At 47.2% G+C, this 26,531-nt stretch carries 25 protein-coding genes and 1 other annotated feature (1 of these 26 running past the window's edge); of the genes, 3 read left to right on the top strand and 22 right to left on the bottom strand.

All coding sequences use genetic code 11. From position 1 onward, the window contains the following. Positions 1–77 precede the first annotated feature (77 nt). Entirely contained in the window at positions 78–1,424 is a 1,347-nt protein-coding gene (locus tag R5H20_RS17680) for a gluconate:H+ symporter (RefSeq protein ID WP_006636133.1), read from the top strand. A gap of 90 nt (positions 1,425–1,514) precedes the next feature. Here R5H20_RS17680 and R5H20_RS17685 read toward each other — a convergent pair whose 3' ends face one another. The 15 genes from R5H20_RS17685 to R5H20_RS17755 form a co-directional block, all read right to left on the bottom strand. Then, positions 1,515–1,697, bottom strand: coding sequence for a sporulation protein Cse60 (locus R5H20_RS17685; protein ID WP_006636132.1), 183 nt, complete (start codon positions 1,695–1,697; stop codon positions 1,515–1,517). A 105-nt stretch (positions 1,698–1,802) separates the two neighbouring features. After that, positions 1,803–2,120 (bottom strand): hypothetical protein, encoded by a 318-nt coding sequence (locus R5H20_RS17690; protein WP_006636131.1) that lies wholly within the window; start codon positions 2,118–2,120, stop codon positions 1,803–1,805. Between the two features lie 12 nt (positions 2,121–2,132). Next, positions 2,133–3,008: a CoB--CoM heterodisulfide reductase iron-sulfur subunit B family protein gene (locus tag R5H20_RS17695; protein ID WP_006636130.1), complete on the bottom strand. Its 876-nt coding sequence runs from the start codon at positions 3,006–3,008 to the stop codon at positions 2,133–2,135. Then, positions 3,005–3,961: a succinate dehydrogenase/fumarate reductase iron-sulfur subunit gene (locus R5H20_RS17700; RefSeq protein ID WP_006636129.1), complete on the bottom strand. Its 957-nt coding sequence runs from the start codon at positions 3,959–3,961 to the stop codon at positions 3,005–3,007. The genes R5H20_RS17695 and R5H20_RS17700 overlap by 4 nt, the downstream gene beginning before the upstream one ends. Next, positions 3,961–5,697, bottom strand: a complete 1,737-nt coding sequence (locus R5H20_RS17705) for an FAD-binding protein (protein ID WP_254726421.1) — start codon at positions 5,695–5,697, stop codon at positions 3,961–3,963. Before R5H20_RS17705 ends, R5H20_RS17700 begins: the two co-directional genes overlap by 1 nt. A 24-nt stretch (positions 5,698–5,721) precedes the next feature. Beyond that, positions 5,722–7,179, bottom strand: a complete 1,458-nt coding sequence (locus R5H20_RS17710) for an anion permease (RefSeq protein ID WP_006636127.1) — start codon at positions 7,177–7,179, stop codon at positions 5,722–5,724. A 284-nt stretch (positions 7,180–7,463) separates the two neighbouring features. After that, the gene (locus tag R5H20_RS17715; RefSeq protein ID WP_006636126.1) at positions 7,464–7,778 is read right to left on the bottom strand and encodes a rhodanese-like domain-containing protein; all 315 of its coding nucleotides are present in this window, start codon (positions 7,776–7,778) and stop codon (positions 7,464–7,466) included. Positions 7,779–7,843: 65 nt separating this feature from the next. After that, the gene (locus R5H20_RS17720; RefSeq protein ID WP_167373789.1) at positions 7,844–7,993 is read right to left on the bottom strand and encodes a hypothetical protein; all 150 of its coding nucleotides are present in this window, start codon (positions 7,991–7,993) and stop codon (positions 7,844–7,846) included. Continuing rightward, a complete protein-coding gene (locus R5H20_RS17725) occupies positions 7,990–9,096 on the bottom strand; it encodes a Rap family tetratricopeptide repeat protein (RefSeq protein ID WP_224254431.1) in 1,107 nt (368 codons plus the stop codon). The genes R5H20_RS17720 and R5H20_RS17725 overlap by 4 nt, the downstream gene beginning before the upstream one ends. Before the next feature lie 120 nt (positions 9,097–9,216). After that, positions 9,217–9,576: a DnaJ family domain-containing protein gene (locus R5H20_RS17730; protein ID WP_006636124.1), complete on the bottom strand. Its 360-nt coding sequence runs from the start codon at positions 9,574–9,576 to the stop codon at positions 9,217–9,219. A 6-nt stretch (positions 9,577–9,582) separates the two neighbouring features. Then, a complete protein-coding gene (locus R5H20_RS17735) occupies positions 9,583–10,275 on the bottom strand; it encodes a YesL family protein (RefSeq protein WP_006636123.1) in 693 nt (230 codons plus the stop codon). 14 nt (positions 10,276–10,289) lie between these two features. Further along, entirely contained in the window at positions 10,290–11,567 is a 1,278-nt protein-coding gene (locus R5H20_RS17740) for a Gfo/Idh/MocA family protein (RefSeq protein WP_006636122.1), read from the bottom strand. Between the two features lie 19 nt (positions 11,568–11,586). Further along, a complete protein-coding gene (locus R5H20_RS17745; protein ID WP_051056650.1) occupies positions 11,587–12,042 on the bottom strand; it encodes a hypothetical protein in 456 nt (151 codons plus the stop codon). A 26-nt stretch (positions 12,043–12,068) separates the two neighbouring features. Beyond that, the gene (locus tag R5H20_RS17750) at positions 12,069–13,190 is read right to left on the bottom strand and encodes a glycoside hydrolase family 88/105 protein (RefSeq protein ID WP_006636120.1); all 1,122 of its coding nucleotides are present in this window, start codon (positions 13,188–13,190) and stop codon (positions 12,069–12,071) included. 27 nt (positions 13,191–13,217) lie between these two features. Continuing rightward, entirely contained in the window at positions 13,218–14,183 is a 966-nt protein-coding gene (locus tag R5H20_RS17755) for an ABC transporter permease (protein WP_006636119.1), read from the bottom strand. Between the two features lie 216 nt (positions 14,184–14,399). Here R5H20_RS17755 and R5H20_RS17760 point away from each other — a divergent pair, with 216 nt between their 5' ends. Next, entirely contained in the window at positions 14,400–16,709 is a 2,310-nt protein-coding gene (locus R5H20_RS17760; RefSeq protein ID WP_006636118.1) for a helix-turn-helix domain-containing protein, read from the top strand. A gap of 37 nt (positions 16,710–16,746) precedes the next feature. Here R5H20_RS17760 and R5H20_RS17765 read toward each other — a convergent pair whose 3' ends face one another. The 5 genes from R5H20_RS17765 to R5H20_RS17785 all read right to left on the bottom strand — a co-directional run bounded on the left by R5H20_RS17765 (position 16,747) and on the right by R5H20_RS17785 (position 22,280). Continuing rightward, entirely contained in the window at positions 16,747–18,252 is a 1,506-nt protein-coding gene (locus R5H20_RS17765) for an extracellular solute-binding protein (RefSeq protein WP_006636117.1), read from the bottom strand. A 20-nt stretch (positions 18,253–18,272) separates the two neighbouring features. Then, positions 18,273–19,151, bottom strand: coding sequence for a carbohydrate ABC transporter permease (locus R5H20_RS17770; protein ID WP_006636116.1), 879 nt, complete (start codon positions 19,149–19,151; stop codon positions 18,273–18,275). A 147-nt stretch (positions 19,152–19,298) separates the two neighbouring features. Then, a complete protein-coding gene (locus tag R5H20_RS17775; protein ID WP_006636115.1) occupies positions 19,299–20,063 on the bottom strand; it encodes an NAD-dependent epimerase/dehydratase family protein in 765 nt (254 codons plus the stop codon). 20 nt (positions 20,064–20,083) lie between these two features. Next, positions 20,084–20,971, bottom strand: a complete 888-nt coding sequence (locus R5H20_RS17780; protein WP_006636114.1) for a dienelactone hydrolase family protein — start codon at positions 20,969–20,971, stop codon at positions 20,084–20,086. Positions 20,972–21,044: 73 nt separating this feature from the next. Next, a complete protein-coding gene (locus R5H20_RS17785; RefSeq protein WP_006636113.1) occupies positions 21,045–22,280 on the bottom strand; it encodes an APC family permease in 1,236 nt (411 codons plus the stop codon). 127 nt (positions 22,281–22,407) lie between these two features. Here R5H20_RS17785 and R5H20_RS17790 point away from each other — a divergent pair, with 127 nt between their 5' ends. Continuing rightward, positions 22,408–23,325: a LysR family transcriptional regulator gene (locus tag R5H20_RS17790; RefSeq protein WP_006636112.1), complete on the top strand. Its 918-nt coding sequence runs from the start codon at positions 22,408–22,410 to the stop codon at positions 23,323–23,325. Here the strand turns inward: R5H20_RS17790 and R5H20_RS17795 are convergent. Both R5H20_RS17795 and leuS read right to left on the bottom strand, forming a co-directional pair. Continuing rightward, positions 23,322–23,726, bottom strand: a complete 405-nt coding sequence (locus tag R5H20_RS17795) for a VOC family protein (RefSeq protein WP_006636111.1) — start codon at positions 23,724–23,726, stop codon at positions 23,322–23,324. The genes R5H20_RS17790 and R5H20_RS17795 overlap by 4 nt on opposite strands. A 133-nt stretch (positions 23,727–23,859) precedes the next feature. Further along, a complete protein-coding gene (gene leuS, locus R5H20_RS17800; RefSeq protein WP_006636110.1) occupies positions 23,860–26,274 on the bottom strand; it encodes a leucine--tRNA ligase in 2,415 nt (804 codons plus the stop codon). A 108-nt stretch (positions 26,275–26,382) separates the two neighbouring features. Continuing rightward, positions 26,383–26,531, bottom strand: a binding site (T-box leader); it runs 56 nt beyond the window's last position.

Consider the following 26,531-nt stretch of genomic DNA (forward strand, 5'->3'; position numbering starts at 1 on the left):
AGGGTCCAGCATCCTTCCTTTCTAGAAAACAATAATGAAACCGCTTACAAGAAAATAGACTTCGGGAGGAGAAACTTATGCCATTACTCATCATCGCTTTTGGTGTGCTTTTATTACTTCTTTTTATTATGAGATTCAAGCTCAATACATTCGTTTCCTTGATCATTGTCTCTTTTATCGTGGCATTGCTGCTTGGCATGCCGCTATCAAAAGTGGTAGGTTCCATTGAAAGCGGTTTAGGCGGAACGCTGGGCCATATCGCGCTCATCTTCGGAATGGGTGCGATGCTGGGCCGTCTCATTGCTGACGCCGGCGGTGCAAACCGCATTGCGACCACGCTGATTGACCGTTTCGGAGAAAAGCGCATCCAATGGGCCGTCTTATTCGCAACGTTCATTGTAGGAATTGCGCTATTCCTTGAAGTAACCATTGTCTTATTGATTCCCATCATCTTCTCGATCGCAAAGGAGCTGAGGGTCTCCATCGTCCATCTTGGACTGCCGATGGTTGCGGCGGCACTCGCGACGCATGCCTTCCTTCCGCCCCACCCAGGTCCGACAGCAGTGGCTGCGGAGTACGGAGCGAACATTGGTCTTGTCCTTGTTTATGGTATCATCGTAGCCATTCCGACGGTTATCCTGTCAGGGATTCTGTATCCGAAGCTCGCAAAACGAATCGTGCCTTCTGCCTGGACGCGGGAAGGCAGCGAATCTTTCGGCGCCAGGAAAACATTCAAGGAAGAAGAAATGCCCGGCTTCGGTGTCAGCGTCTTTACCGCATTATTCCCGGTTATCCTTATGGCGGCCGGTGCCGCCGTAGATATTTTGCAGGCAGAACTGCACTTTAAAGACAGTCTGTTGATTGCAATCATTCGCTTTATAGGCAACTCATCAACCGCAATGGTCATCTCGCTTTTAGTCGCGATGTACACGATGGGAATCAGAAGAAACGTGCCTATTCAAAAGCTGATGGATTCCTGCGGTTCCGCGATCAATGCACTTGGAATGCTGCTTCTGATTATTGGCGGCGGCGGTGCCTTGAAACAGGTGCTCATCGATGGCGGAGTGGGAGACTATGTGGCATCCATCTTTTCCGGAACATCCATGTCACCGGTATTCTTCGCCTGGATGGTCGCAGCAATCCTGCGTATCTGCCTGGGTTCTGGAACTGTCGCCACCCTGACGACAGCGGGCCTTGTCATCCCATCACTTGCCTCCATGCCCGATGTGAATCTCGAGCTTGTCGCACTGGCCACAGGAGCAGGAAGCGCCATCGCTTCCCATGTCAATGACGCAGGCTTCTGGATGGTAAAAGAATCACTCGGCCTGACACTGAAGGAAGCGTTCGGAACGTATACGGTGCTTTCCACCATTGTAGCTGTATCAGGGCTTGTCTTTACGATGATGTTGGATCTATTCATCTGAATCAACAACAACCGGTAAAGCGCGGCTTGTGGAATAAAACGATGTTTTTTCTGCGAGTCGGCTCTTTGTTTATTAAGAAGAGTTGTTTGCTTATTTTCTGTATAATATCAACGCTGAAAAACAGTAAAGCTGTTCGCCCTGGGGATCGCATGCGGCGGAGACGTTGTATTTTATGTCGACCAGCTGGTCTTCGGACAGCTTTTTTAAAAACTCGTTGATTTCGTGCTGCAGATCTTTTTCGTGTTCTTCATCAAATACGGCAACCTTCAGCATACGCTCTCTCCTTTCTATTTGAAAGGTATTCGCGAACATCCGAAGTTATGAACAAAAAAGAAATCTCCCTGCAAGCTGATCGAAAGGAGATTTCATATATTCGCTTTACGGATTCAGCTCTTGTTTCAGCAAAGCTTCGAGTGAATCCCACCAGCCGTCATATTTTTCTTTTGCCAGTCTTGCAATGCCATTTTCTACTTTGATCCACGCATTTGAATCATCATCTCTAAAATAGCCGCTAATATGAACGGCATTTGGATGAAAGCTTTCAAACGGCGAATACATCCTGCCGTAATATATATAGCTTTCTTCATAATGATCGTGTATCCAGTCATCGCAAAAATTAATCAAACACAGCTTGTCGCCGCCCTTTAAACCGACAAGCTTTGCTTTTTTCTCATATATGCCATCAAATTCTTCCATCCCCATTCCTTCTTATGCGAGCTGCTCCTGCAAAATCGGAAGCGCATCAATGATATGCCGGTTAATCGCCAATTCTTCCGGGCTGAAGCCCAATGCCAAGCCGATGACTTGCGGCAGATGAAGGATAGGCGTTTCAATCTTGCGGGCGGCGCGTTTTTGGGCGTCAGGCTGATACATATCAAGCTGCATATGACACAGCGGACACGGCGTCACCATTACATGCGCTCCGGCATCTTTAGAAGACAGACAGTTGTTTTCCGTCATTTTCAAGACTTCGCGTTCAGCGGGGAATACCGCATGAAAGCCGCAGCATGACAAACGCCTGTCAAAATCGACGCTTTCCGCTCCTAAGGCCTCCATGACCATCTCCATTGACCTTGGATTGGCCGGATTTTCAAACCCCATGATTTTAGGAGGGCGAATGATGTGGCATCCGTAAAAATTCGCCACCTTCAAGCCTGTTAGCGGACGCTTGACTTTTTTCTTCAAATTTTCCAATCCGTAATCCTGGATCAGCGTCCACAGCAGGTGCGTCACCTCCGCGCTCCCGCTATATTCAAGGTTTGCCTCTCTAAGTCCTTTTTGCACGTTTTCTTTCATTTCTTCATCTTCATCAATCCGCTGCTTGGCTGTCCGAAGCATTAATGTACATGTGTTGCATACCGTTAAAATTTTATCGGCGACTTTTTCGCCTAACGCGATATTGCGCGCGTTGATCGATGTCGATAACAATTCATCGATGTCTTGGATGTGGCTTGCCCCGCAGCACGTCCAGCCGCTGATTTCAACCAGTTCGATTTCGAGGGCAGCGGCTACTTTTTTGGTCGCAATCATCAGCTCCTCTGCAGCAGACTCCAGCGTACAGCCCGGAAAAAAAGCATATCTCATGATTTGTCACCCGCCTTGACATATTCATAGATTTTCCTGACGTCCTCGATCCCTTCGACTTCTTTTGGCATATGAAGGGGATTCATCTTTCCTTTCAGAACCATGCGCATCGCAAATGGCACACGTTTTTTCACCGTATTCAGCACGCCTTCCGTTTTGACGGGAAGCATCGTTTCGTTTAAGCGGCCTTTGCGCTTGACGTCATCATGAAAAGCATACGCATGGCGGGCGCCGAGGTTTTTCGTTTCGCCCATTTTCATCGTCATTTGCCGCAGCTCGGCGATTTCACCGGCAAGGTTGATGTCTTTTGGACATTTCGTGACGCATTCGTGGCAGTGCACGCATTTCCACAAACTGTGGTCCAGTGCTGCGCGAATCCGTCCTTTTGAGTCGGCGTCACGCGTATCTTTTGCAAAACGGTACGCCCGATTTAAAATAAACGGGTCAAGATAGCCATCTTCATGAATATCCAGCTGTGAGCATTCAGATGCGCAGACACCGCATAAAATGCAGTCGGCTGAAGACGAGATCCGGTGGAAATCCTGTTCTGACTGGACAAATCCTTCTTCCTTTGAGCCTTCTTCTTTCGGAATGAGCCAGGGCTTCACACGTTTCATTTTTTCAAATTTAGGCTCCCAGTCGACAACGAGATCGCGGACAACTTCGAAATGTCCAAGCGGTTCAAACAGAAGCTCATCCGTCTTAAACATATCGAGTATGTCATCTAACGGCGTTTTACAAACGAGGAAGGCCTGGCCGTTGATGCGGATTGCACAGCTTCCGCAAATCGCGGACCGGCAGGCTGATGTAAAATTTAACGTTGGATCATATTCCTCGCGGATCTTGATCAGCACAGATAAAATGGTGCTGCCTTTTTCATAAGGGAGTGTATACGTTTGATGCCACATATGCTCTCCGTCAAACCGTTTAATCCGATACGTAATATTCCTCATCAGTATTTCCTCTCCTCCGGCTGATACTTGGTAATCGACACTGGAGCATACTCAAGCCTGTATTCATCTCCGTTTTTATACACCAGCGTATGCTTTAGGAAGCGGCGGTCGTCCCGGTCAGGATAATCCTCGCGCGTATGGGCGCCCCTGCTTTCTTTCCGGTTCAGCGCTCCGATTGTTACCGCTTTGGTCAGCTTGAGTAAATTTCCGACTTCCACATAATGAATGAATGCGGTGTTATAGCGTGCAGATGGATCGTGAAAACAGGCATCCTCGTATTCAAGAAGAAGCTGATCAATATCCTTTAAGGCCTGGAGCATATCTTGTTCATTACGGAAAATTCCGACATTGTTCCACATCGTTTCCGCCATCCGCTGGCGAATGTTGATTAAGTCGGTGCCTGTTTCTTTTTTTCGCATCGTTTCAAAAGTTTCTCTCCACCGCCCGGCATCTTCGCTCAGACATTTGCCAGAGCCGAAAGTTCGTGTTTTTGCCAGTTCTCTTGCCCCTTCACCGGCTACTTTTCCATAAAACACGGCATCGGCGACTGAATTGGCGCCTAGACGATTTGCCCCGTGTATCGATACACATGCACACTCGCCGGCCGCAAATATGCCGTTTACAGGCGTCATCGCCGTTTTATAATCTTTGACATGGATGCCCCCCATGACATAATGGCAGCTTGGACGAATCGGAACCGGCTCTTCGATGATATCGACGCCTTCAAATTCGATGGCCAATTGGCGGACTTGAGGAAGCCGCTCCAATATCTTCTCCTTGCCCAAATGGCGAAGATCAAGGCATACATATGCGTTGATTCCCTCCCCCCAGCCGCGGCCCTCTTTAATTTCCTGTTCGATTGAACGAGCCACAAGATCCCGCGGCCCGAGCTCCATTTTTTCCGGTGCATAGCGGGCCATAAAGCGTTCACCGTTTTTGTTGATCAGATAGCCGCCTTCACCTCGGCATGCTTCAGACAATAATACACCCGTTTTAGACATGCCTGTCGGATGGTATTGGATAAACTCGGGGTCTTTCAAAGGAATGCCTGCTTCCAGACAAGCGGCCGCTCCGTCGCCCGTCATATTGAATGCGTTCGTCGTCCGGTTCCAGTAGACGCGCCCGAATCCGCCCGTTGCGATCACGACGCATTTCGCCTGAACAGGATGAATCTCGCCTGTCCGAATATTCATCGCCGTGACTCCTTCGCATTCGTTTCCATCTGTGACAACAGATAACAAAAACCATTCATATAAAAATTCGACCTGATGTTTTAAGCATTGTTCAAATAAAGCATGCAAAATCACATGGCCGGTTTTATCAGCCGAATAGCAGGCGCGCGGATGAGAAGCTCCGCCAAACGGACGCTGGGCGACTTTCCCGTTTTCATCCCGGGAAAACGGAACTCCCATATAGTCAAGCTCCTTAATCATGCCGGGCATCCCTTCAGTAAAATAATGAACCGCATCCTGATCCGCTAAAAAATCACTGCCTTTTATCGTGTCATATGCATGCGAATCGGTCGTATCATTAGCATCCCGGTTTTTAAGCACCGCATTGATGCCGCCTTGGGCCGCTCCGGTATGCGAGCGTGTCGGATATGTTTTGCTGATGACGGCGACTCTCAGCCCGCTTCCTTCCCCGGCTGCGAGTGCGGCCCTCATTCCCGCACCGCCGGAGCCGACAACAACGATATCATATGTCAGCATGGCGCATTCACTTATTCCATTCATCATGTTGTCCCCCAATCCTTGCTTATCTTAATAGAAACCGAGCAGCTTCCACCAGATCATGCCTGCCCCGAACCAGATGATCATATGCAAAACGGAAATGCAAAAGCCGATGGACCACCATTTTCCTTGGGAGACATAGCCGGAACCGAACAGCACCGGCGCCGGACCTGCTCCATAATGCGTTGTTGAACCAAATAAATTGCCGAAAAAGCCGAAAAGAAGTGCCGCCAGCATGCCTGGTGCACCCGCATGAATCGCTACAGCCAAAAATGCCGGGTACATCGCGCTGACATGCGCCGTTGAACTGGCGAATAAATAATGAACATAGTAATAGCCGGCGCCCAGCACGATCAAAGCCGTCAACCAGGACATACCGCTGACAGACTGGCTGATCTGCTGAGAGACCCAGGGAATCAGCCCTAATGTATTGAGCTGCGTCGCCATCATCACAAGCGCAGCAAACCAAATCAATGTGTCCCATGCCGCCTTTTCATTTTTAATATCTTCCCAGTTCAATACGTTGGTGGCCAGCAGTAGAGAAAGGCCGATCAACGCCGTTGCGGTTGCATCAATTCCGATCTTCTCACCGAAAATCCACAATAACAAAATGATAAAAAATACGAAAATCATATTTTTTTCAGAGCGTTTTACAGGACCCAGTTCCTTTAATTTGTCAATAGCCATCTGTCTGGCTCCGGGTGTTTCCTTGATCTCCGGTCCATACACTTTATAGATAAACAGCGGAATGACAATTAAGCTGATTATCCCCGGAAGCAAAGCAGCCAAAAGCCAGCCGCCCCACGTAATCTCGATCCCCGCCGCTTTTGCGAAAGAAACGGCCAGAGGGTTCGCTGCCATCGCCGTCATAAACATGGCGGATGTAATCATGTTTCCCTGGAAACAGGTCAGCGTTAAAAAAGAACCCACTTTTCTTTCCGTTCCGTCGCCGGGGCGGGAACCGAAAGCTTCAGCCAATGAGCGGACGATCGGAAAAATAATTCCGCCTGCCCGGGCCGTGTTGCTCGGTGTAGCTGGAGCTAAAATGAAATCACATAATATTAATGAATACGAAAGGCCGAGTGTTTTCTTTCCGAACAGCCTGACAAATAAATAGGCAATCCGCGTTCCAAGGCCTGTTTTAATAAATCCCCGGGAAATAAAAAATGCGGCGACAATCAGCCAAATCGTCGTATTGCTGAATCCGGCAAGCGTCTCCTGTGTCGTCAGCGTCCCTGTTATGATCAGAAGCGTCATGCTGATGACCGACAGCGATCCCATCGGAAGCGGTTTGCAGATAAATCCCACAATTGTCGCAACGAATATCGCCAATAAATGCCATGCCTTTGGCTCGATACCCGCCGGCGGCCCAATCAACCAAATGACAACACCGACGATCAGCGTCAACAAAAGCGGAGTCCATCTGATGTCGGACGGTGCAGATGAATCATGTGTTTGTGAATCGTGTGCCTGCTCATTTACTGCCATTATTTATCACTCCGTTTTGTAAGTTTGCTCACTATTTCACATGATTGCTTGCGAACATCTGAATTTTTGGATACCCACCCCCTTTTTCATTAGAATATCACTGGTTTCAATGATCGGTTTTCCAATCCTTACAAAAGCTACTTTACAATAAATTTTTTTATAAATACATATCAAAATATGTAAAATTTAAGCTATTTACGGCTTATTTTTGACTAAATTCTATCAATTGTTTGAATAAAAAAGAAAAAAACTTCTTACCTTTTAAGATAAGAAGTTTTTGCAGCTTATTTTGTTTTCGGTTTCGTATCGCCGGTCCATTTGAGCATGCCGCCCACCATATTTGTCACATCAAATCCTTTATCCTGCAAATAGAGACAAACATTTTCACTGCGCTTCCCGGACCGGCAGACAAAAATATAAGGCTCGTCTTCTTGAAAGTAGCCGAGCTGATCCGGGATATCGCCCATCTTAATATGAACGGCTTCCGGTATCATGCCTTCGGCCACTTCATCGTCCTCTCTGACGTCAACGATGTTAAGTGTTTCGCCTTTTGAAAGCTTTTCTTTTAACTCATCCGGTGTGATCTCTTTTACTGTCATACTTCCAGCTCCCTTTATTGTTTAAGGTGAGAATATTATAGCAAAAGTCGGGGAGCGATGGGTATTTAAGACTTCGGTTGCGTCAGCCCGTTATCTGGGAATACGGATTTTCCCGCTGTTTGCAGCGGCTCATTCTGCTCGGAAGCCCATGCAAAGGAGCTCCCAGCAATCAGGCAGGCGAACATGACTGCTGAAAAACGAGCGGCTTTTTTCATATTAATTCCTCCTTTACCTTGCATATTTGATTCTCGGCATATCGTGATTTTTCAAGATAATGAGCGCTTTTTTTCTCATCGCCCTGCCCCATGTAGTAGTCGGCAATGTCTTTCGCCAATTCGGCAACATGCGCCCAGAGCTTTTTATTCGTCAAATACTCCAGGGAAAAATCGATATCAAGCGGATGCCCCCCGTCATATAAGGCAAAGATCAGCCTGAATTTCGCCGTATATTCTTCCTCTCCCTGTTCAGCCGCCCGGGAGAAGCCTTCCTTGCAAAGCTGTCGCTCTTCTTCGGCATAACCGTGCTTATACAGGATGTGAGCCAGTTCGAAGATGGTATTGATCCCAAAAATGGACTGCTCATGTATCTTGATGGAGAGGGCTTTTCTAAAATGTTCCTCGGCCAAAAGCGGCATGTTTCGGTTGGCATAGTTCACCCCCATATTATGATAGATAAGCCCGACTACCCTCAGATTATGAAAAGAAGCGGCCCGATCCAACGCCCGGCTGTAATGCTCTTCTGCTTCTTTGATGCGGAACAGGTCAAACTGGATGGAGCCGAGAATCATGTCGCATCCTATCGCTTTATCTATGTATTCATCATGTCGATTGAAAACGGCGAGGGCTTTCTCGGCATGGTTCATTGAACGAAAATGATCGTCTACCTGATAGTATGCGATCGCGATTTTATAGTGAAACTCCCCTTTTTCTACTTCATCGGTTATTTTGTATAATTTATGTTCGGCTTTTTTGTAGCAGTTGATCGCTTCAAAATAATTTTTTTCATAGAATTCGTACATGCCCGAAAAAAAGAAAAAGTAGTACTGGATGATGTCATCGACATTCCTGACCGCTTCTTTTTGCTTTTGTATCTCCCTGAAAACTTCCGCGGATTCAGCGAACTGCTCTGTCATCAGTTTGTGGCGGTAATCCAGAAGATGAAAATAAAGCTGCAGATCTCCGTTTTTTTCCATGTTTGCAAGCAGCTCCTTAATTTCTTGTTTTAACGAAGCTGCTTGCAGCGCTTCATGGCGTTTGATCATGGTATACCATTGATTCATGAGCCCGGCCGCCTTTTCGTATGCCGTTTTCGTCTCCACTTCTTTTTTCATCCTTTCTCATTTTCAAAAACAGTAGATATGTTTCTTTTATTTTACAGAAAATGATTAATATTGGCAATTACTTTATAAATATTCAATTTACGTTATAAGTGATTGAAATCAGCTCCAAACGTTCAGCTGGCTTTCGAGGTTTTGTTCTGTTACAAGACCTTTCTGGAATTGGCTTGGACAGGAGAGGTTGTATGTTTTGATTTTTCGGTTGATCATGTCGATCCGCTCTTCGGGGTGCTTGGATGCAATCGCTTTCTCGATCTCTTCTTTGATTTCTTTTTGCAGCTCGAGCCAGCGGGGAAGATAGCGGGCGTTTTTCAGGGTGCTGGAAAGGGCGTCTCCTTGAAGCGCATCTTTTTTAAGCGGTTTTCCGAACCCCGGCAAAGACCGTATTCCCTCCTTTCCCAAGCTGTCTTTCACGGCTTGATCAATCCAATGAAGATACTGCCCATCGTTTTCTTTGCCCAAACAGCATCATCTCCTTTCATGATAAAAAACACACCAGAGGCGGGACCAGCGTGCATTATATGTCCGCGGGATGTGGCCGTTTTTCGGCTCTGCTGCTCCCGCTCTCTTGAAAACCTGGTACGCAAGCCACATTATCAAATAGCTTACAAGGCTGACGCTGAAAAAAGGAATGATTCCCGGCAGATAGGCAAAAGCGGCCAAAAGCAGAATCACAAGCGCTATCATTGTCAGCGTATACTGCAAATACGACACCCCGAGAATCAGCGAAAACTTAAGATACATCCGCTTTTTCCAATCAAAATGGGCGAGCAGCGGAAACATATAAAAAAACATAATGAGGAACAAAAAGCCGAACACCATGATGACAAAGCGGAGGATATACAGAAAAACATTCTCCGGATAAATAAAGGCCAGATCAATATATAGGATGATGCCGGCCGCAGCCATGATACATCCAAGCGCATTTGAGCGGAAAAACTCTTCCCGGTACGCCATCCAAAACGTTTTGAAAACCGGAATGTCCGAACGGCCCATAATCCACTTTCTCATCACGGCAAATAAAGCGGTTGTCGCCGGCATAAAACCGAACACACCGAGGCCGAGAATCGTAAACAGGAACCATAGCAAATTGGTATAAGCAAATCTCATCACCCATTCACAAAAGCTGAGCACCCTTTCCATGGAGACATCTTGTTCCACGATTTCCGTCCTCCTTACGAGTATTGCCGGGAATGAAGCAGCTCTTCGATCCCGATCGGCCTTTTTTCCTTGATCGAACGCCACATTCCTTCGCCTGCCGCGATCGAATAGGCGCCGGCTTCGGCACCGGCCAGAATATCATACTCCCTTAAAGGGTCTTTCCCTGAAAACAGCTCCCGCAACAGCAGCGGGTCCCCTCCGCCGTGTCCGCCAGGCTGGCGGACGACGCGGATCGTCTCCTTCGACTCAAACAGAGGAAAATACTCGATCGTCTGCTCGGGTATCTCAAAAGGAATTCTTCCGGGGGCATGGTATTCTTTCGTTTCCAGTCTCCCCTTCGTGCCGTTTATCGCAAGCCGGTATCCTTCATAAGGTGCGGAAAAGTGGACGGAATAGTTCAGCAATGCGCCGCCGTCGTATTTCAAAACGGCCGCATAGGTGTCTTCAATATCAATTTCCTCATCAAAAATACAAGCATCAGGCCTGTAATTGGTGTAGAGCAGATGCTGATGTTCGTTCGCCTGAATGTGATCATCCTCCGGATCGCCCGCTTGCCATCTCACAAAGTAGCGGCATTTCTGTTTGACATGGCACGTGCCGCAATAGCGTTTTTCCCCTTTTTCAGGATTCATTTCGCCGTCCGGCCCGTAATAGTATAATCCGCCGTAAGCAAAGACCTCTTGCGGCATTTGGTCAAGCCACCAATTGACAAGATCGAAGTGGTGTGTCGACTTATGGACGGAAAGCCCTCCGGAATACTTTCTCATTCTGTTCCAGCGTTTAAAATAGCTTGCCCCGTGGTACGTATCGATGTACCAGTTGAGATCAACTGAGGTGATTCTGCCAAGCTTCCCTTCCAATATCATCTCTTTAATTTTGCGATGGTACGGATTGTAGCGGTAATTAAAGGTCACCGTCACAGAGCCCCGGCTCTCCGCTTCGGCTGCCAGAACGGCTTTAGCGTCTCTCACCGTAGTCACCATCGGCTTTTCAGTCACCACATCTTTATTCAATTCCAAAGCGCCCAAAATGTAGCGGACATGCGTGTCATCGCGGCCTGCCACAATAACGGTGTCGGGATTGACCTTTTCGATCATCTCATGAAACGCATCCGCTTTGAAAAACGGAACCGAACGAAGCTCGGGGAATCGCTTTTTGCAGACGGCTTCCCTGAGCGGATCGTCATCAAGGAGCGCCGCGATCCGGTGTCCGCGGCGGTGTTCCCCTGTCAGCGGCTCGATGAACATGTTGAGCGCGCGCCCGCTCAACCCGCATACGACATACTTTTTCATCGGCATTGCACACCTCTGTTCATTGACCTCGAAGCGCCTCTATCAGATCCATCGCTTCATCGGTTTTCTTCGCATAAATCGGGATAAACGCGGCCATGTCTGTATTCAGCTGAAACGTATAGCCGTTCAGCCGTTTTTCTCCTTTGTTAAGAACAGCCGCATACACCCGTTTTTCTCCATCCGACCCGGCCGCCGTATACGGCTCTCCGTCCCCGGGATGAGAGCCCAGCGGCCGCAGCCCTTCCGGATCAAAAAACGGCTTAAACATTTCTTCTGGAACGATATATAAATCTCCTTCCTTCGCCGCGATTTCAACAAGCAGTTTTTCGGGAGATGCCGGGAAAAACTTGGCGCTGAGATGCTGTTTCCCGGCTGCCTTTTCAATGTTCCCGCTGATTTCTGCAGATGCATCTGAAAAAATAAAAACGTCTGTACGCGCAGAATCAGCTTTGCCGCATGAGGTAAGGAGCATCATCACAGCGGTGAGAAAAACCGTCTTTTTCACCTGTCTCCCCCATCTTTACAGCCTCCGGTTTTTCCAAGCTCACAAAGCGCCATAATAAGAGCGCCGACTCCGTGCAGATCATTGACGCTTCTTTCACGGCCGACGTAATACGCGTACTCGCCGGCGGATGTCCCGACGCAAATATCTTTCAAAAACAAACCTTCTCCCGGCTTCACCTCGATCTTCTCCTTCAAGAGCCCGCTGTATGCTTTCAAGGCTTTTTCTGTATACGATGGATCGATGTAGCCCATGCGGACGCCTTTCGCCAGCGCGTATAGATACAAGCATGAGCAAGAGCTTTCCAGCCAGTTATCCGGCCGGTCCCCTTTATCAACGACCTGATACCATAATCCGGTTTCCTCATCCTGAAAATCGGTGAGGCTTTTTACCATATCCCGGAGCGTTTTGATCCATTCCTCTCTCATGCCGTGTCCCTCCGGAAGCAGCTCGATCATGTCGCTCAGCGCCAGCGCATACCAGCCGATCGACCTTCCCCAAAACTCTGGAGAGCAGCCTGATTCAGGATCGGCCCAAGGCATTTTCCGCTGTTCGTCCCAGGCATGGTAATACAAGCCTGTATGCTGGTCTTTTGTATGTTTTCGCATTAAGGTTTCTTCAAGGACGACCAAATCGTACAGTTCAGGGTCATTGAAAGCCCTCGCATATTTGAGCGCGAAGGGTCCTCCCATATACAGCCCGTCGAGCCACATTTGATAAGGATATTTATCTTTATGCCAAAAGCCGCCTTCAGATGTCCGGTTCAGCGTTTTGAAAAGACCCCTCAGCTTTCCCGCCGCTTTCCTGTAGCGTTCATCTCCAGTCTCTTCATACAAAGGATACAGAAGAAGCCCCGCTTGGATGGCGTCCAGCTCATCCCTGCTGAAATAAAAATTTCCGTGTTCATCAATGAGATAATCGACATAGTCCTTCACATAAGCAAAATACGACTCTTTCCCTGTTTCTTTCCAGAGATGAATCAGTCCGGATAAAAACACTCCCTGGTGATAGTGCCAGCGGCCGGACGGAGGCAGCTTATCCTTTGTATACGCTTTCATTACCGTGTTGGCTGCTTCTTCGGCAACATGAAGAGGCGATTTTGTGATGAGAGATTGATTCATGACATTCAAATCCTTTCATCAAAAAAGTTAATATATACCTTCTTCTCCAAATTTCTTTGCCATCCTGTTTGCAAATATGACCAAAATGAGGCCGACAGCGGCTTTGAACAAACCGACGGCCGTGCTGTAGCTGAACTGCCCCTGCTTTAAACCTGCCGTATACACGTACGTATCGAAAATTTCAGCGACTTCGCGGTTTGTTGCATTTAGAAGCAGGTACACATGCTCAAATCCGAGTTCAAGCGTATCACCGATTTTAAGGATGAGCAGAACGACAATGACGCTTCTGATCGCGGGCAGCGTCACATGCCACATTCTCCGCAGACGGTTGGCCCCGTCCATTTTCGCCGCCTCATAAAGCTGCGGGTCAACCGCGGTGATGGCCGCCAGGTAAATGATCGTTGACCAGCCGGCTTCCCTCCAGATCACCTGAAGGATGTAGAGCGGCCTGAACCAGTTTTCATTCAGCAGAAAATTGATTTTTTCCCCGCCGAAATATGCGATGATTTCATTGATCAAACCGCCGTCTACCGTTAAAAGAACAAATGAAAGCGACACGACGATCACCCATGACATAAAATGCGGAATATAGATCATCGTCTGGACAAACTTTTTAAACAGCGCGATTCTGACTTCGTTTAATAAAATGGCCAAAATAATCGGAATTGGAAAAAATACGACCAGATTCAAGAAAAACAAGATCAGCGTATTTTTGAGCAGCATAAAGAAAGTCGGCTCGGTAAACAGCCTTTCAAAGTGCTTGAACCCGACCCATTCGCTTCCCGTGATCCCGAGAAAAGGCTGGTAGTCCTGAAACGCAATGATGATCCCCCACATCGGCACATACTTAAAAAGGAGAAAATAAACAAGCCCCGGCAGAATCATCAAATACAAATATTTTTGCTGAAGCAATTTCGCGAAAAAACGCGTCCTTCGTTCTTTTCCGGCAATCACGCCCGGATCCCGCCCCGTCTGAACCTCGACAGCTTTCATAAACGGCCTCCCTTCATGATGTTTGCTTTTACTGTATATCAATATGGAAAAATCCGTCTACAATCATATCATCATATAGCCCGCCCGCAGTACGCCGGCCTTTAACACCTGATGAAATGAACCGTATATTAGAAAATGATTATTGACAAATTCACACAAAAGTCGGATTAATTATATATAAGCATCTCATTTTCAGACTCGGCTGGGGGGGAATTTATGAAAAGGAAACAATACAGGTTTTACTATAAGCTGGTGACATTCTTTTTTATTCTCAGCACGATCCCTGTCATCATCGTCGGCTTTTTTTCCTACCAAAGATCGGCTGAAACCATTGAACAAAACGTCACAAATGAAAAACTCCAAACCGTTGGACAGATGCAGCTGAATATTGAACATATTTTAAAAACGGTTGATCACTCCTTCACCAATTATGTTCGTTCCTATCCCTTAATCCAGACGCTCAGCCGCAGCATCACACCCGAACGCTTCCAGCTCTACAACCAAATCAATCGAGAATTAAATGAACTGCAAACATTTGACACCGATCTATCCGATATTACAGTCATCAGCCAGGAAAAAAAGTGGTATATCAACAATTCCGGCCTGTACCCTTTGGATGAAGGCAAACAGGCTCTGATGGTCTCGCTCTACAACTCGCTAAAAAGCCGATCGAGCTGGGTGCTTGAACAAAACAACGCCCTTGTCGCCACAAAAGAAGGAACGGCGGAAAACTGCCGGTACAACGTCAATCTCGTCAAACAGCTTCCCTTAAACAGCATGAGACATAAAGGCCTTGCTATCGCGAGCATTCCATCTTGCTCGCTTGTCAAACGCATGCCCCTGAAATCGAAAACAAACAGCATGATGGCGCTTGATGACAACGGCCGCATCATCCTTCATCAAAGACAATCGCTGATCGGCCAATCGATCCGGAATGAAGGATACTTCAAAAACATCCGGAGGCTTGCCGCGAAAAACGGTCAGTTTGATGCCTCGATCGGTGATACCGATTATAAGATTACATACCAGAAGTCGGACTATAACAACTGGATATACGTTTCATTAACGACAATGCCCGATCTTTACCGGCAGACGACGTCAATCGGCTGGTTTACGTTTACGATTTGCGGCATTTTGTTAGCGCTTTCATTGTTGTTTTCCTGGTTTGGATCACGCCATTTTTACAAGCCGATCAAGGTATTATACGAGTCCGTCTCCGGCTTCGCGGCTGGATCAGACCCGGCGAAAGGGCATCTCAAAAGTGAATTTGAGCTGATTGAACGGAATATTAAAGAAATGAAAAACAAAAACCACGACCTCGAAAAACGGGTTGAACAGCAGGTCACCCAGTTGAAGCAATATTTTTTAACAAGGCTTTTGCTCGGCAAATTAAGCGAAGAAGAGACGAAAGAGCGCTTTGCTGGGCTCGGCTTTGCGGACAATTGGAGCCACCTTTCCGTTTTTACATTGCAAATTGACACCTTGCGAAACACGCCATATGAAAAAAAGGACCTTGATGTCCTGCTGTTTGCCGTCAACAGCCTGGTCGACCGGACGGTCCCAAGAGAAAGCCGCCTGTCTCCCATTGTCATTGATAAAACGCAGACAACCGTGATGCTAAACAGGGGCAAGTCCCTTGAGAGATTCCATCAGCATCTTGAGACAACCGCCTCATCGATTCAGCAGAAGATCAAAGAGGAGCTCGGACTGTTTGTCAGCATCGGAATCAGCCAGCCCTTTACAAATCTCGCCATGTCCAAGCACGCTTATCTGGAAGGGCTTGAAGCCTTGACATACCGGCTGAAGTCCGGCAAACACGCGATCATTTTCTTCGAACAGCTTGACCGGAACAAAGCATTTTTGACACAGTTTCCGAAGCAAATCCAAAATGAACTGTTCGAAGCGATTAAAACATGCGACCGGGAAAAAGCCGGGGAACGGCTTCATCTTTTGCTCGAAACCGTTTGTTCTGAAAACTCGAATCCTCATCACTGCCAAATCGCAATCGCAAGACTGCTCAATAACTTAATCGAATTCATGCACCTTCTCGGAATCGAGCTGTTTGAACCGAATGGCAGTAAAATGCTGTATGACGATATTTTTGAACTGACGACCTTGGATGAAATCGAAAGCTGGATGAAATCGCAAATCATCAGTAAAATGATCGAAACCCTCAGCATAAGGGAAGGATCGCAGTATAAAAACATCTCAGAAAAAATCGTGCATATTATCCAGCAGGAATTTGACACCGATTTGACCCTGGAATCGATTGCCGGAAGACTGCATTACAATCCCAATTATTTAAGCAGCATTTTTCGAAAAGAAATGAAGATATCATTCAGTGAATATTTGACCTCTTACCGCCATCATATCGCCAAAAGCTGGCTGACGGAAACGACTTTATCAGTAAAAGAAATCTCTGAAAAACTAAAATACAAAAATCCGCAAAATTTTATTCGTTCATTCAAAAAGCTCGAAGGGATCACCCCCGGGAAATACCGCGAACTGAAAAATCATTCGGCATAAAAAACGACAACCCCGGCAGCACCCGGGATTGTCGTTTTTATTTCTCCGCCTTCTTAAAAGCTTCTTCATATTCTTCTATCACTTGATTTCCGCCATTTGTCCGCCATTTTTCAACAGCTTGTTCAAACTGGCTTTCATTTATTTTTCCGAGAATAAATTGATATGTCGCATCATCGATGATCTTTTGCAGCTCATCTCCCCTTTCAGAAGCTGCCGGAGAGTACAGGCTCTCAGCAGGGTTGGAGACGATGATGTGTTCGTTATCCTCTGTCAGCTCTTCATATTTGGTCCGCAATGTATCTCCGGTATTTTTCAAATAGGTTTTATCAATCCCGACAAGTGAGACGAGCGGCTGAATTTCCGCCTGCCAATCTTTCAGATTGTCATCAATCCGTTTGAAATGGTTCTTCCCTTCTTTTTTATAATGAACCCCTTCGATTCCGTAAGTCATCAGGCTGTAGACATCCTCTTCCGCAATCCGGTCAAAAAAGGCCAAAATCCGTTTCAGCTCTTTTTCGGTCTTTACACTCGTTTTCGGAATGGCAAAAATTCCGTTATGCCCGCCTGATGCCCAGACGCGTTCTTTTCCATCCGGTCCTTTGATGCGGTTGATGATATCAAGCTCCATCTTGTCGTCGACCGACTGGTCTCTTAAATTGACGGCATCAACCATATTCCCGACGTAAATGCCTGCTTTCCCCTGTGAAAACATCTCCTGCTGCTGGGTTTTGCTTGTCACAGGAAAATCTTTATTAATCAGTCCTTCATCATATAGTTTTTTCATATATTTCATCGTGTCCATATATTCTGTTGTCATGAAATCGGGTGTGAATGTGCCGTTTTCCTCTTTCCAATCCGTCGGCATCCCCATGTACGAGCCCAATGTTTTAAATGCTCCGTAGATTAAATCGTTTCTGTCGGCAAACCCGATCGTATCCCGTTTTCCGTTTTGATCAGGATCTTTTTCTGTAAATGCCTTTGCCGTTTCATATAATTCATCAAGCGTTTGCGGCGTTTTCAAGCCGAGGTTGTCAAGCCAGTCTTTGCGGATGACGATCCCTTGCCTTGATAGCGGGCGCTCCCTGTAAATGCCGTACAGTTTGCCGTCAATGGAAGCATTTTTGTTGATCAGCTTATTCATTTTGCTCAGATTTGGATAATCCTTCAAATAGGGCCCCACTTCCCAAAACATCCCCGATCTGAAAGCATTCATGACAGATGAATTTTTGATGTCCTGGATGGTGACGACTTTAGGCAGATTTCCGGCGGCAAGCGCCGAATTCAGACGGTCTTCTTTTACCGCATCAGGCACCCACATTAAATCAAGCTTTGTATTTGTGAGTTCTTCGATTTTTTTGATCGCCGTATCCTTCGGCGGCTGCTGATGGTAGAGAATCACCATCCAGCTTAAGTCCAAAGGCGAGTCTGGATCAGCCTGCTCCTCTTTCGAAGAAGCCTGCTCCGCTCCATTGTTCGAACATCCCAGCAATCCGCCCGCCAAAAGCGCGAACGCAAACATCGGGATCAGCCATTTTTTCCCCATACTTTGTCCCCCTCCGTTTTTTATCCTTTAATAGACCCTAACAACGCACCTTTTGCAAAATGTTTTTGAATAAACGGATAGACGAGCAGCACCGGTATGGTGGCAACGACAATGACCGCCATTTTAATCGTTTGTTCCGGCGGAGCCGAGGCTGCTCCCATTTCCGTCATATCTCCCTGCATGCCGCTTGACACAATGACAATCTGCCGAAGCAGAACCTGTATCGGCCATTTCGTCGCATCGTTTAAATACAGGATCGCCTGCATGTACGTGTTCCAATAGGTGACGGCGTAAAACAGCGAAATCGTCGCAATCGCCGGCAGGGATAAAGGCAGAATAATGCGGAAAAAGATCCCTAAATCATTGCACCCGTCAATTTTCGCGGATTCCTCCAAACTGGCCGGAATGTTTTGAAAAAAATTTTTTAAAATGATCAGATTAAATGCGTTGATGGCGGTCGGAAGAATCAAAGACCAATAGGAATCAAGCAATCCGAGAGATTTAACAACGAGAAACGTCGGGATCATCCCGCCGCTGAAGAGCATCGTAAAGACGACCAAAAACATCAGCACCCGTCTGCCCATCAGTTCCCTCCTCGACAATCCGTAGGCCATCAGTGAGGAAAGGAACATGCTGACGGCCGTTCCCACGGCTGTCACAAGAACTGAGATGATCAAGCTTCTATAGACGATGTCGGTTGAAAAAATGTATCTGTAAGCATCTAATGAAAACGTGGTCGGAAACAAAATAAACTTCTTTGAAATGACCTCTTCCACCGTTGCAAAAGAGGCGGCGATTACATGGATAAACGGCAGCACGCAAACCAGGCCGAATCCGGCTAAAAAAGCATAATTGAACACATCAAACATGCGGCTTCCCGCGGAATGTCTGATTGCCATTTCCCCCCTCCTTTTTTGTAAGCGCTGTCAAAAAATTACGATATCGTGTCTAAAATGTAGCAAAGGGAAAGGAGAAGCGTCTATAATCATTTTGTAAGCAGGGGCCGGGAAACAAAGGAAAAGACCATCATCTTAGAAGATGATATGTCAAATGTCTTTCAAAAGGTCTGCTGAATTCACTTTCGGCATGTAGCCCAATTCCTTGATGGCTGACGCAATCGACCAAGGCCTGCCGGGATTGTCGCTTACGGCATAATATGTCCCATATGTGTTGTCAGTTTCAATCGCCGCTTTAAAAATGCCGGTGAGATCTTCGCCGGATAATAGCGTCTTTTTCGTTCTCGGCTTTGTCAAAAGCGCTTCCCTTTCATTTTCGACTGCCGTGCCGATGCGTAAATTGATGACGGAAATCGGCGCACCCGAATGATGTGAAAATAAATATCCCAAGTTTTCAGAGGCCAATTTCAGCAAGCCGTACAAGCTTTTTGATTGCGGATAGTCATCCGTATGAATCCGCCTCATCAGTAAAGAAACCCCGTCTTTTTCATAAATATCTGTGACATGATTGCTGCTGGCAAAGATGACCTTGGGCACGCCGAGCTCTGCTGCGGCGCGCAAAATTGTATAGGTCGCTTTAAAAAAGATGTCTGTCATCTTTTCAAATTCACGCTGGTCAAGCAGGTTGCCGCTCGGCTTTACGGCAAGAAGGTTAATCAGCACATCGGTATGTTCATCAATGCCCTTGACGGTTTCCTCATAGTTTGTTGCGTCCGCCTGCACAAACCTGACAGGCAGCTCTTGATCCGGCTGTTTTACATCCATCACCGACAGATCGTATCCTTCATCAGAAAGCCCCCGGACTAAAATGCGCCCGACCGTTCCGTTTCCCCCGATGATCATGACCTTTTTCACCGCTTTTTTCGACCTCCTGTTCATAGCCATGCCTGCAAAAATTCAATGGCTTTATGTCTCATGACTGCCGTTTCAATATGCCCGGAATGAGAGCGAAACATTTCATAGCGTTCGCCTGCATTTTTTTCTTTATACACGCAAGCCAGCTTTTTCTCAATGATATCAATCCCCATAACGGGGGTCAGCTTATCCGCCGTTCCGACAAGACTTAGATGGGGCCTTGGCGCAATCAGGCTTTGAATCTCGGCGGTTGAAAAATGCTTGACGAGTCCCGGTACATACGAATACAGATTGTGCCGGTCCAAATTCTGCGTTTTGATGAGTGTTTCGCTGTCAACCTGGCTGCATATATCGACACATACGCTGATCCGCATGTCCAATGCCGCGGTCCACCATGCCATTAAACCTCCCATTGACATCCCGAGTGCGGCCAGGCGGCTTGTATCCGCGTCTTGCCGGGTTTCAAGATAATCAAGGGCCCGAATGCTGTCATACACCATCATCCCCCACATCACCCGTCCGGTCCAAAGCATCTCTTTAAAGATTTCGCTTTCCGTTTTTCCCCGCCTGTCGCCGAAAGCCCAATGATCAATGGCAAGGGAAGCAAAGCCGAGAGAGGCCAGCTCAGCGGCAAATGGGGGCGCTTCTAAATATTCCGCTCCTTCGATCAGCTCTTTTTTTCCTCTTTCATATCGCCCGCCATGGGAATGGCAATAAAGCACGGCCGGGATTTTGCCTTTTGTCTGTTTCGGCTTCGCAAAATAAGCCGGCACAGGTTCAATCCCGTTTAATTCGAGCAGAAGTGTTTCAAGAATGAATGAGTCTTTCTCTTCAATTTTAAGAGTTGTCGCCTGAATGTCTGTTTTTTCCGGCAAATCGCCAAACAGCTTGAAAAGTTGTTTACGCATTTTATGCTCCTTTCTTTTACGCTACACTCATGAATACGATCTGAAAGGAGCGATTACCTTTTTTTGTATGAAATTAAAGCTGTCCATGGCCCTGTTTGACAGCATGGCCGTTTCGACATATAAAACATGCCGTCATGAGCACCATAAAACATAATATCCATGGCGATGAAAACAATAGAAGCAGCGCAAAACAGCAAATTAATAACACACAAACCACTCTATAAACAAGGCCGGGCAACAGCCTGTAAGCAGCGGCAAGACCGCACAGCGAATTGCAGATGAAAAAGGCGTTGGCGATGGCAACGAGCGTCTCAACATTAATCAATTGATAAAATAAACACCCGAACACAATAGCATGTATGATAAAAATCAGGCATAAAGCCGCTAATGGTTTATTGTCCTTAGTTCTGCATGCAAGAATTCCCCTGGCTTGCGACGATATCAGCCTGGATGCGCCCCCGACAACAAGCAAATAAGTGCTGAGGCACAATACAGAGGTCAGGGCGGCAATCACAGGTAATGCAAACGGCCCGAACAGCGGCGTCAACATCATCGCCAGCTTTAATCGGCCGCTTTCAAAGCGCCCCGGATCAATCCATTGGGCTGCGCCCGCTGTGGCAAGGTAAATCACCGTTACCATCAGGCTGCTGAGTATGACGGCGCGGGTAATGGTTTTCTTTCTGTCTTTCACCTCCATGCTGTAATTGCCGATCATTTCCCAGCCGACCAGCGCCCAGAATAGCAAAAGCATGCCCCGGCCAAAATCTCCAATCTGAAATGAACCATCCACAAGCGGCCCCTCCCGGAAATAAGGAATGGATGTCAGGCTGCCCCCGAGCAGAACGACGGCCGCTGCACTTGAACAAACGAATGAAACCTTCCCTACAAAAGAAATGTCAAAACATAACACAATCAGGCAAATGATGAAAAGCGCCAGTCCATAGGCTTCGGCTGAAAATGGAGCATCCGGTGCAAGCGACTGAATATACTCACCGGCCGTCATTAACACCGCTGCCGGGCCGAAGCTTGCAGCCATAATAAAATAGAAGACTGCAAGATTTCTGATGTAAGGGCCGAACGCTTTTTCAGCTGCATAGGCCACACCCGCATCATTCGGATATTCAATGCTTAATTTTGCGAAGATCCAGGCAAACAAAAATCCGGTCCCCATCATCAGCAGCCACGCAAAAATCGCATAATCCCCTGCTATGTCATGGACCATGGGAGGCAGCAGGATGATGCCCGATCCTAAAATAGGCCCTGTCATTAAACCGGATAACAATAAAGGTCCAAGCTTTTTTTCTCTCATTACAGTACAATCCTTTCAGGAAACCATTTAAAATGATTGTAAACTTGTTTGTTTCATCAGTAAAATAGATATTATCGAACTGAAACTTCGCATTTTTCGATATAGAGAAAAAAAGGAGATGATTGAGATGGAGATCCGGCACCTGAAAACATTCAAAACCATTGTGGAAATAGGGGGCTTTACGAGGGCCGCCGATTATTTGGGATATGCGCAATCGACGGTGACTTCACACATCCAGGCGATTGAACAAGAAATAAGAAAACCATTATTCTATCGTTTAGGAAAAAAGATGATGCTGACTGAAGCCGGAAAGCACCTGCTTCCTTATGCAACAGAGATGATAGAGCTGTATGACAAAGCTAGGCACATTCCCGAAAATGATCAGGAACCTTCCGGAAATCTGATGATCGGTGCTTCCGAATCATTAACCGTCTACAGATTGCCTTCGATTCTTCATGAATATAAGAGCAAGTATCCTCAGGTGACAGTGACGTTAAAATCTTCGACATGCTGGCAGCTGAGGGATGAATTGCGGCAGGGCAAAATTGATATCGCCTTTCTGTTGGATGAGGAACGAAAAGAAGAGGATCTTCATATTGAAAAACTGGTTGATGAGCCGATCGTTTTCATCTTTCCAAATGGTCATCCGGCAGGGAACACCGACTTTGACCACCTTACATTCAGTGCAAATGAAACGTTTTTATACACAGAACATGGCTGCAGCTACAGAGATTTTTTCGAAGAATATTTACATAAACAAGGTGTGCTCGCAGACCACACGATGGAGTTTTGGAGCGTGGAAGCGATTAAACAATGCGTGATGTGCGGTCTTGGCGTTTCGCTTCTCCCGATGATCACGACCCGCTCTGAAATCAATGAACAAAAGCTTGAGGGCATCATGGTTAAGGACGCCCTCTTTTCCACGCAGATGGTTTATCATAAAAACAAATGGCTGTCTCCGGCGATGACGGCTTTTACAGAAATCGTCCGCAGCCAGGCTGAAAAATGGGAGGCGTCCGTAAAAGAGGCCAGGCTTGCCTTTTAAATTCCTTCAGTATTCATCAGCACGATCCGCCAGCCGTCGGGATCTTCGATCGTTACGCCTTTTTCTTCCCAATACGGGTTTTCCGGAGGCACCTCTTGATAGCCCATATCAGTCAGCCTGTTTGCAATCGTTTTGATTTGATGAAGATCTGGGATGTAAAAAACGAGAAGGTTGTCTTTCGTCGGGGCGGGACACGGGCTCCCGTCTTCGTGTGACGTGAATTCAAGATGATACAGGGCATTCGGCAGGCCGAGCATCACGCCTTTGTAGCCAGCATGTCCGGAGAACTCACCAAGCTTTTTTAAGCCCAGGCCTTTTTCATAAAAGGCTGTAACCTCTTCAAACCGGTCTGTTGGTCTGGCGATTCTGACCTGAACAGCGGAAAAATCGGCAAAGTTCATTTTCATCAGCTCCTTCAACCATATTTTAACACTTGTTAAAGCGGCCCGAAATCTCACCAATGTTTGAAAAGATCCGGGGCTTATGATGGAAATAAAACAGCAAAAACCCCTTCAACAAGGAAGGGGTTTGTTTTTAGTTGGCAACAATATTGACAAGCTTGCCTGGAACGGCGATTACTTTTCTGATCGTCTTTCCTTCAATTTGTTCTTTTACTTTTTCATTGTTTTTAGCCAGCTCTTCAAGCTGCTCCTTGCCCGCGTCAGCCGGAACGTTTAATTTGGCTTTCACTTTCCCGTTTACCTGAACGACGATTTCAACTTCATCATCGACAAGCTTTTCTTCGTCATAGACAGGCCATGCTTCATACGCGATTGTGCCCTCATGGCCGAGACGGTTCCAAAGCTCTTCAGCCAGATGCGGAGCGACAGGCGAAAGCAATTTCACAAAGCCTTCCATATATTCTTTCGGAAGCTGTTCTGCTTTATAGGCTTCGTTGATGAAGACCATCAGCTGGGAAATCCCCGTATTGAAACGCAGCCCCTCGAAATGATCTGTCACTTTCATGACCGTTTCATGGTAGACGCGCTCAAGCGTTTCGCCTGCTCCTTCTGTTATCTTGCTGTTCAACTCGCCATTGTCATCGATAAACAGGCGCCATACGCGGTCAAGGAAACGGCGGGCTCCGTCAAGCCCTTTCGTAGACCAGGCGATCGAAGCATCAAGCGGCCCCATGAACATTTCATACAAACGAAGCGTGTCAGCGCCATGCGTTTCGACGATTTCATCCGGGTTGACGACATTGCCTTTTGATTTACTCATTTTTTCGTTGTTTTCGCCAAGAATCATTCCTTGGTTATAAAGCTGTTTAAATGGCTCTTTTGTCGGCACCACTCCGATATCATAAAGGAATTTATGCCAGAAGCGCGCATACAATAAGTGAAGAACGGCGTGTTCAGCGCCTCCGATATACATATCGACAGGGAGCCATTCTTTTAATTTTTCAGGTGAAGCCAGTTCATTCGGGTTTTTCGGGTCGATGTAGCGCAGGAAGTACCAGCAGCTGCCGGCCCACTGCGGCATTGTATTCGTTTCCCGTCTTCCTTTTTTGCCTGTTACAGGATCGGTGACTTCCACCCATTCTTTAATGTTGGCAAGCGGTGACTCACCAGTGCCGCTCGGTTTGATTTCAGACGTTTTCGGCAAAATAAGCGGCAGCTCCTCTTCAGGAACCGGAGTGGATGTGCCGTCTTCCCAATGGATGATCGGAATCGGTTCGCCCCAATAGCGCTGGCGGCTGAACAGCCAATCGCGGAGACGGTATGTCACTTTTTTCTCGCCTTTTCCGTTCTCTTCAAGCCACTCGATCATTTTTGCGATCGCAGCCGCTTTGTCAAGGCCGTTCAGAAAATCGGAATTCATATGCTCGCCGTCGCCTGCATACGCTTCTTTCTCAACATGTCCGCCTTTGACGACTTCTTTGATCGGGAGACCGAAAACCTTTGCGAATTCGTGGTCGCGCTCATCATGGGCGGGAACCGCCATCACCGCTCCTGTTCCATATGTAGCGAGGACATAATCCGCGATCCAGACTGGAATCTTTTCTCCGCTTGCCGGATTGATGGCATAAGCGCCGGTGAATACGCCAGTCTTTGTTTTCGCTAAATCAGTGCGCTCCAAGTCGCTCTTTGATTGCACTTCTGCAATATAGGCATTGACCGCATCCTGCTGTTCAGGAGTCGTGATTTTTTGAACCAGCTCATGCTCAGGGGCGAGTACGGCGTATGTCGCGCCAAACAGCGTATCAGGGCGCGTCGTGAAAACAGTGAATGTTTCTTCGCTGCCGTCGATTGCAAAATGAACGTGCGCACCTTCGGAACGGCCGATCCAATTGCGCTGCATTTCTTTAATGCTTTCCGGCCAGTCGAGCTCTTCAAGATCTTCCAACAAACGGTCGGCATATGCCGTAATTTTCAGCATCCATTGCTTCATCGGACGCCTTTCTACAGGATGGCCGCCGCGTTCGCTTTTTCCGTCGATGACTTCTTCATTGGCAAGAACGGTTCCGAGCGCCGGGCACCAGTTCACAGGCACTTCATCTACATAAGCGAGGCCTTTTTCATAAAGCTTTAAGAAAATCCACTGCGTCCATTTGTAGTAGTCAGGATCTGTCGTATTGACTTCCCTGTCCCAGTCGTACGAAAAGCCGAGCGCCCTGATCTGGCGGCGGAAATTCTCGATATTCTGCTTTGTAAAGACGGCAGGATCATTCCCGGTATCAAGCGCGTATTGCTCTGCCGGAAGCCCGAATGCATCCCAGCCCATCGGATGGAGGACGTCATACCCCTGCATGCGCTTCATGCGTGAGAGAATGTCTGTCGCCGTGTAGCCTTCGGGATGGCCGACATGCAGCCCCGCGCCGGAAGGATACGGAAACATATCCAAAGCATAAAATTTCGGTTTGGATTTATCTTCAAGCGTGGCAAATGTTTTGTTTTCAAGCCAATAGTCCTGCCACTTTTTTTCGATTTTTTGATGATCAAAACTCAATTGTAAAAACCTCCTTTAATATGTACGGCTGCTTGCATTCAAGTATGGACGGGACTGGCATCCTTATATTCAGATTATTCTAAAATCAAAAAAACTCTCCCATCCCAGAAAAGGGACGAGAGATTCCCGCGGTACCACCCTTGTTAGTGTACATTCATACACTCACTTGATATCTTTAACGCAGATATGCGGCAGCAGCTCGTCACTGCTGCAACTCTGAGGCGAGTTCAGAAGCGCATTTGATTGACTTACACCAG

It is taken from the genome of Bacillus sp. KICET-3, assembly GCF_033261025.1.
In the GTDB taxonomy this organism is placed as follows: Bacteria; Bacillota; Bacilli; order Bacillales; family Bacillaceae; genus Bacillus; species Bacillus sonorensis.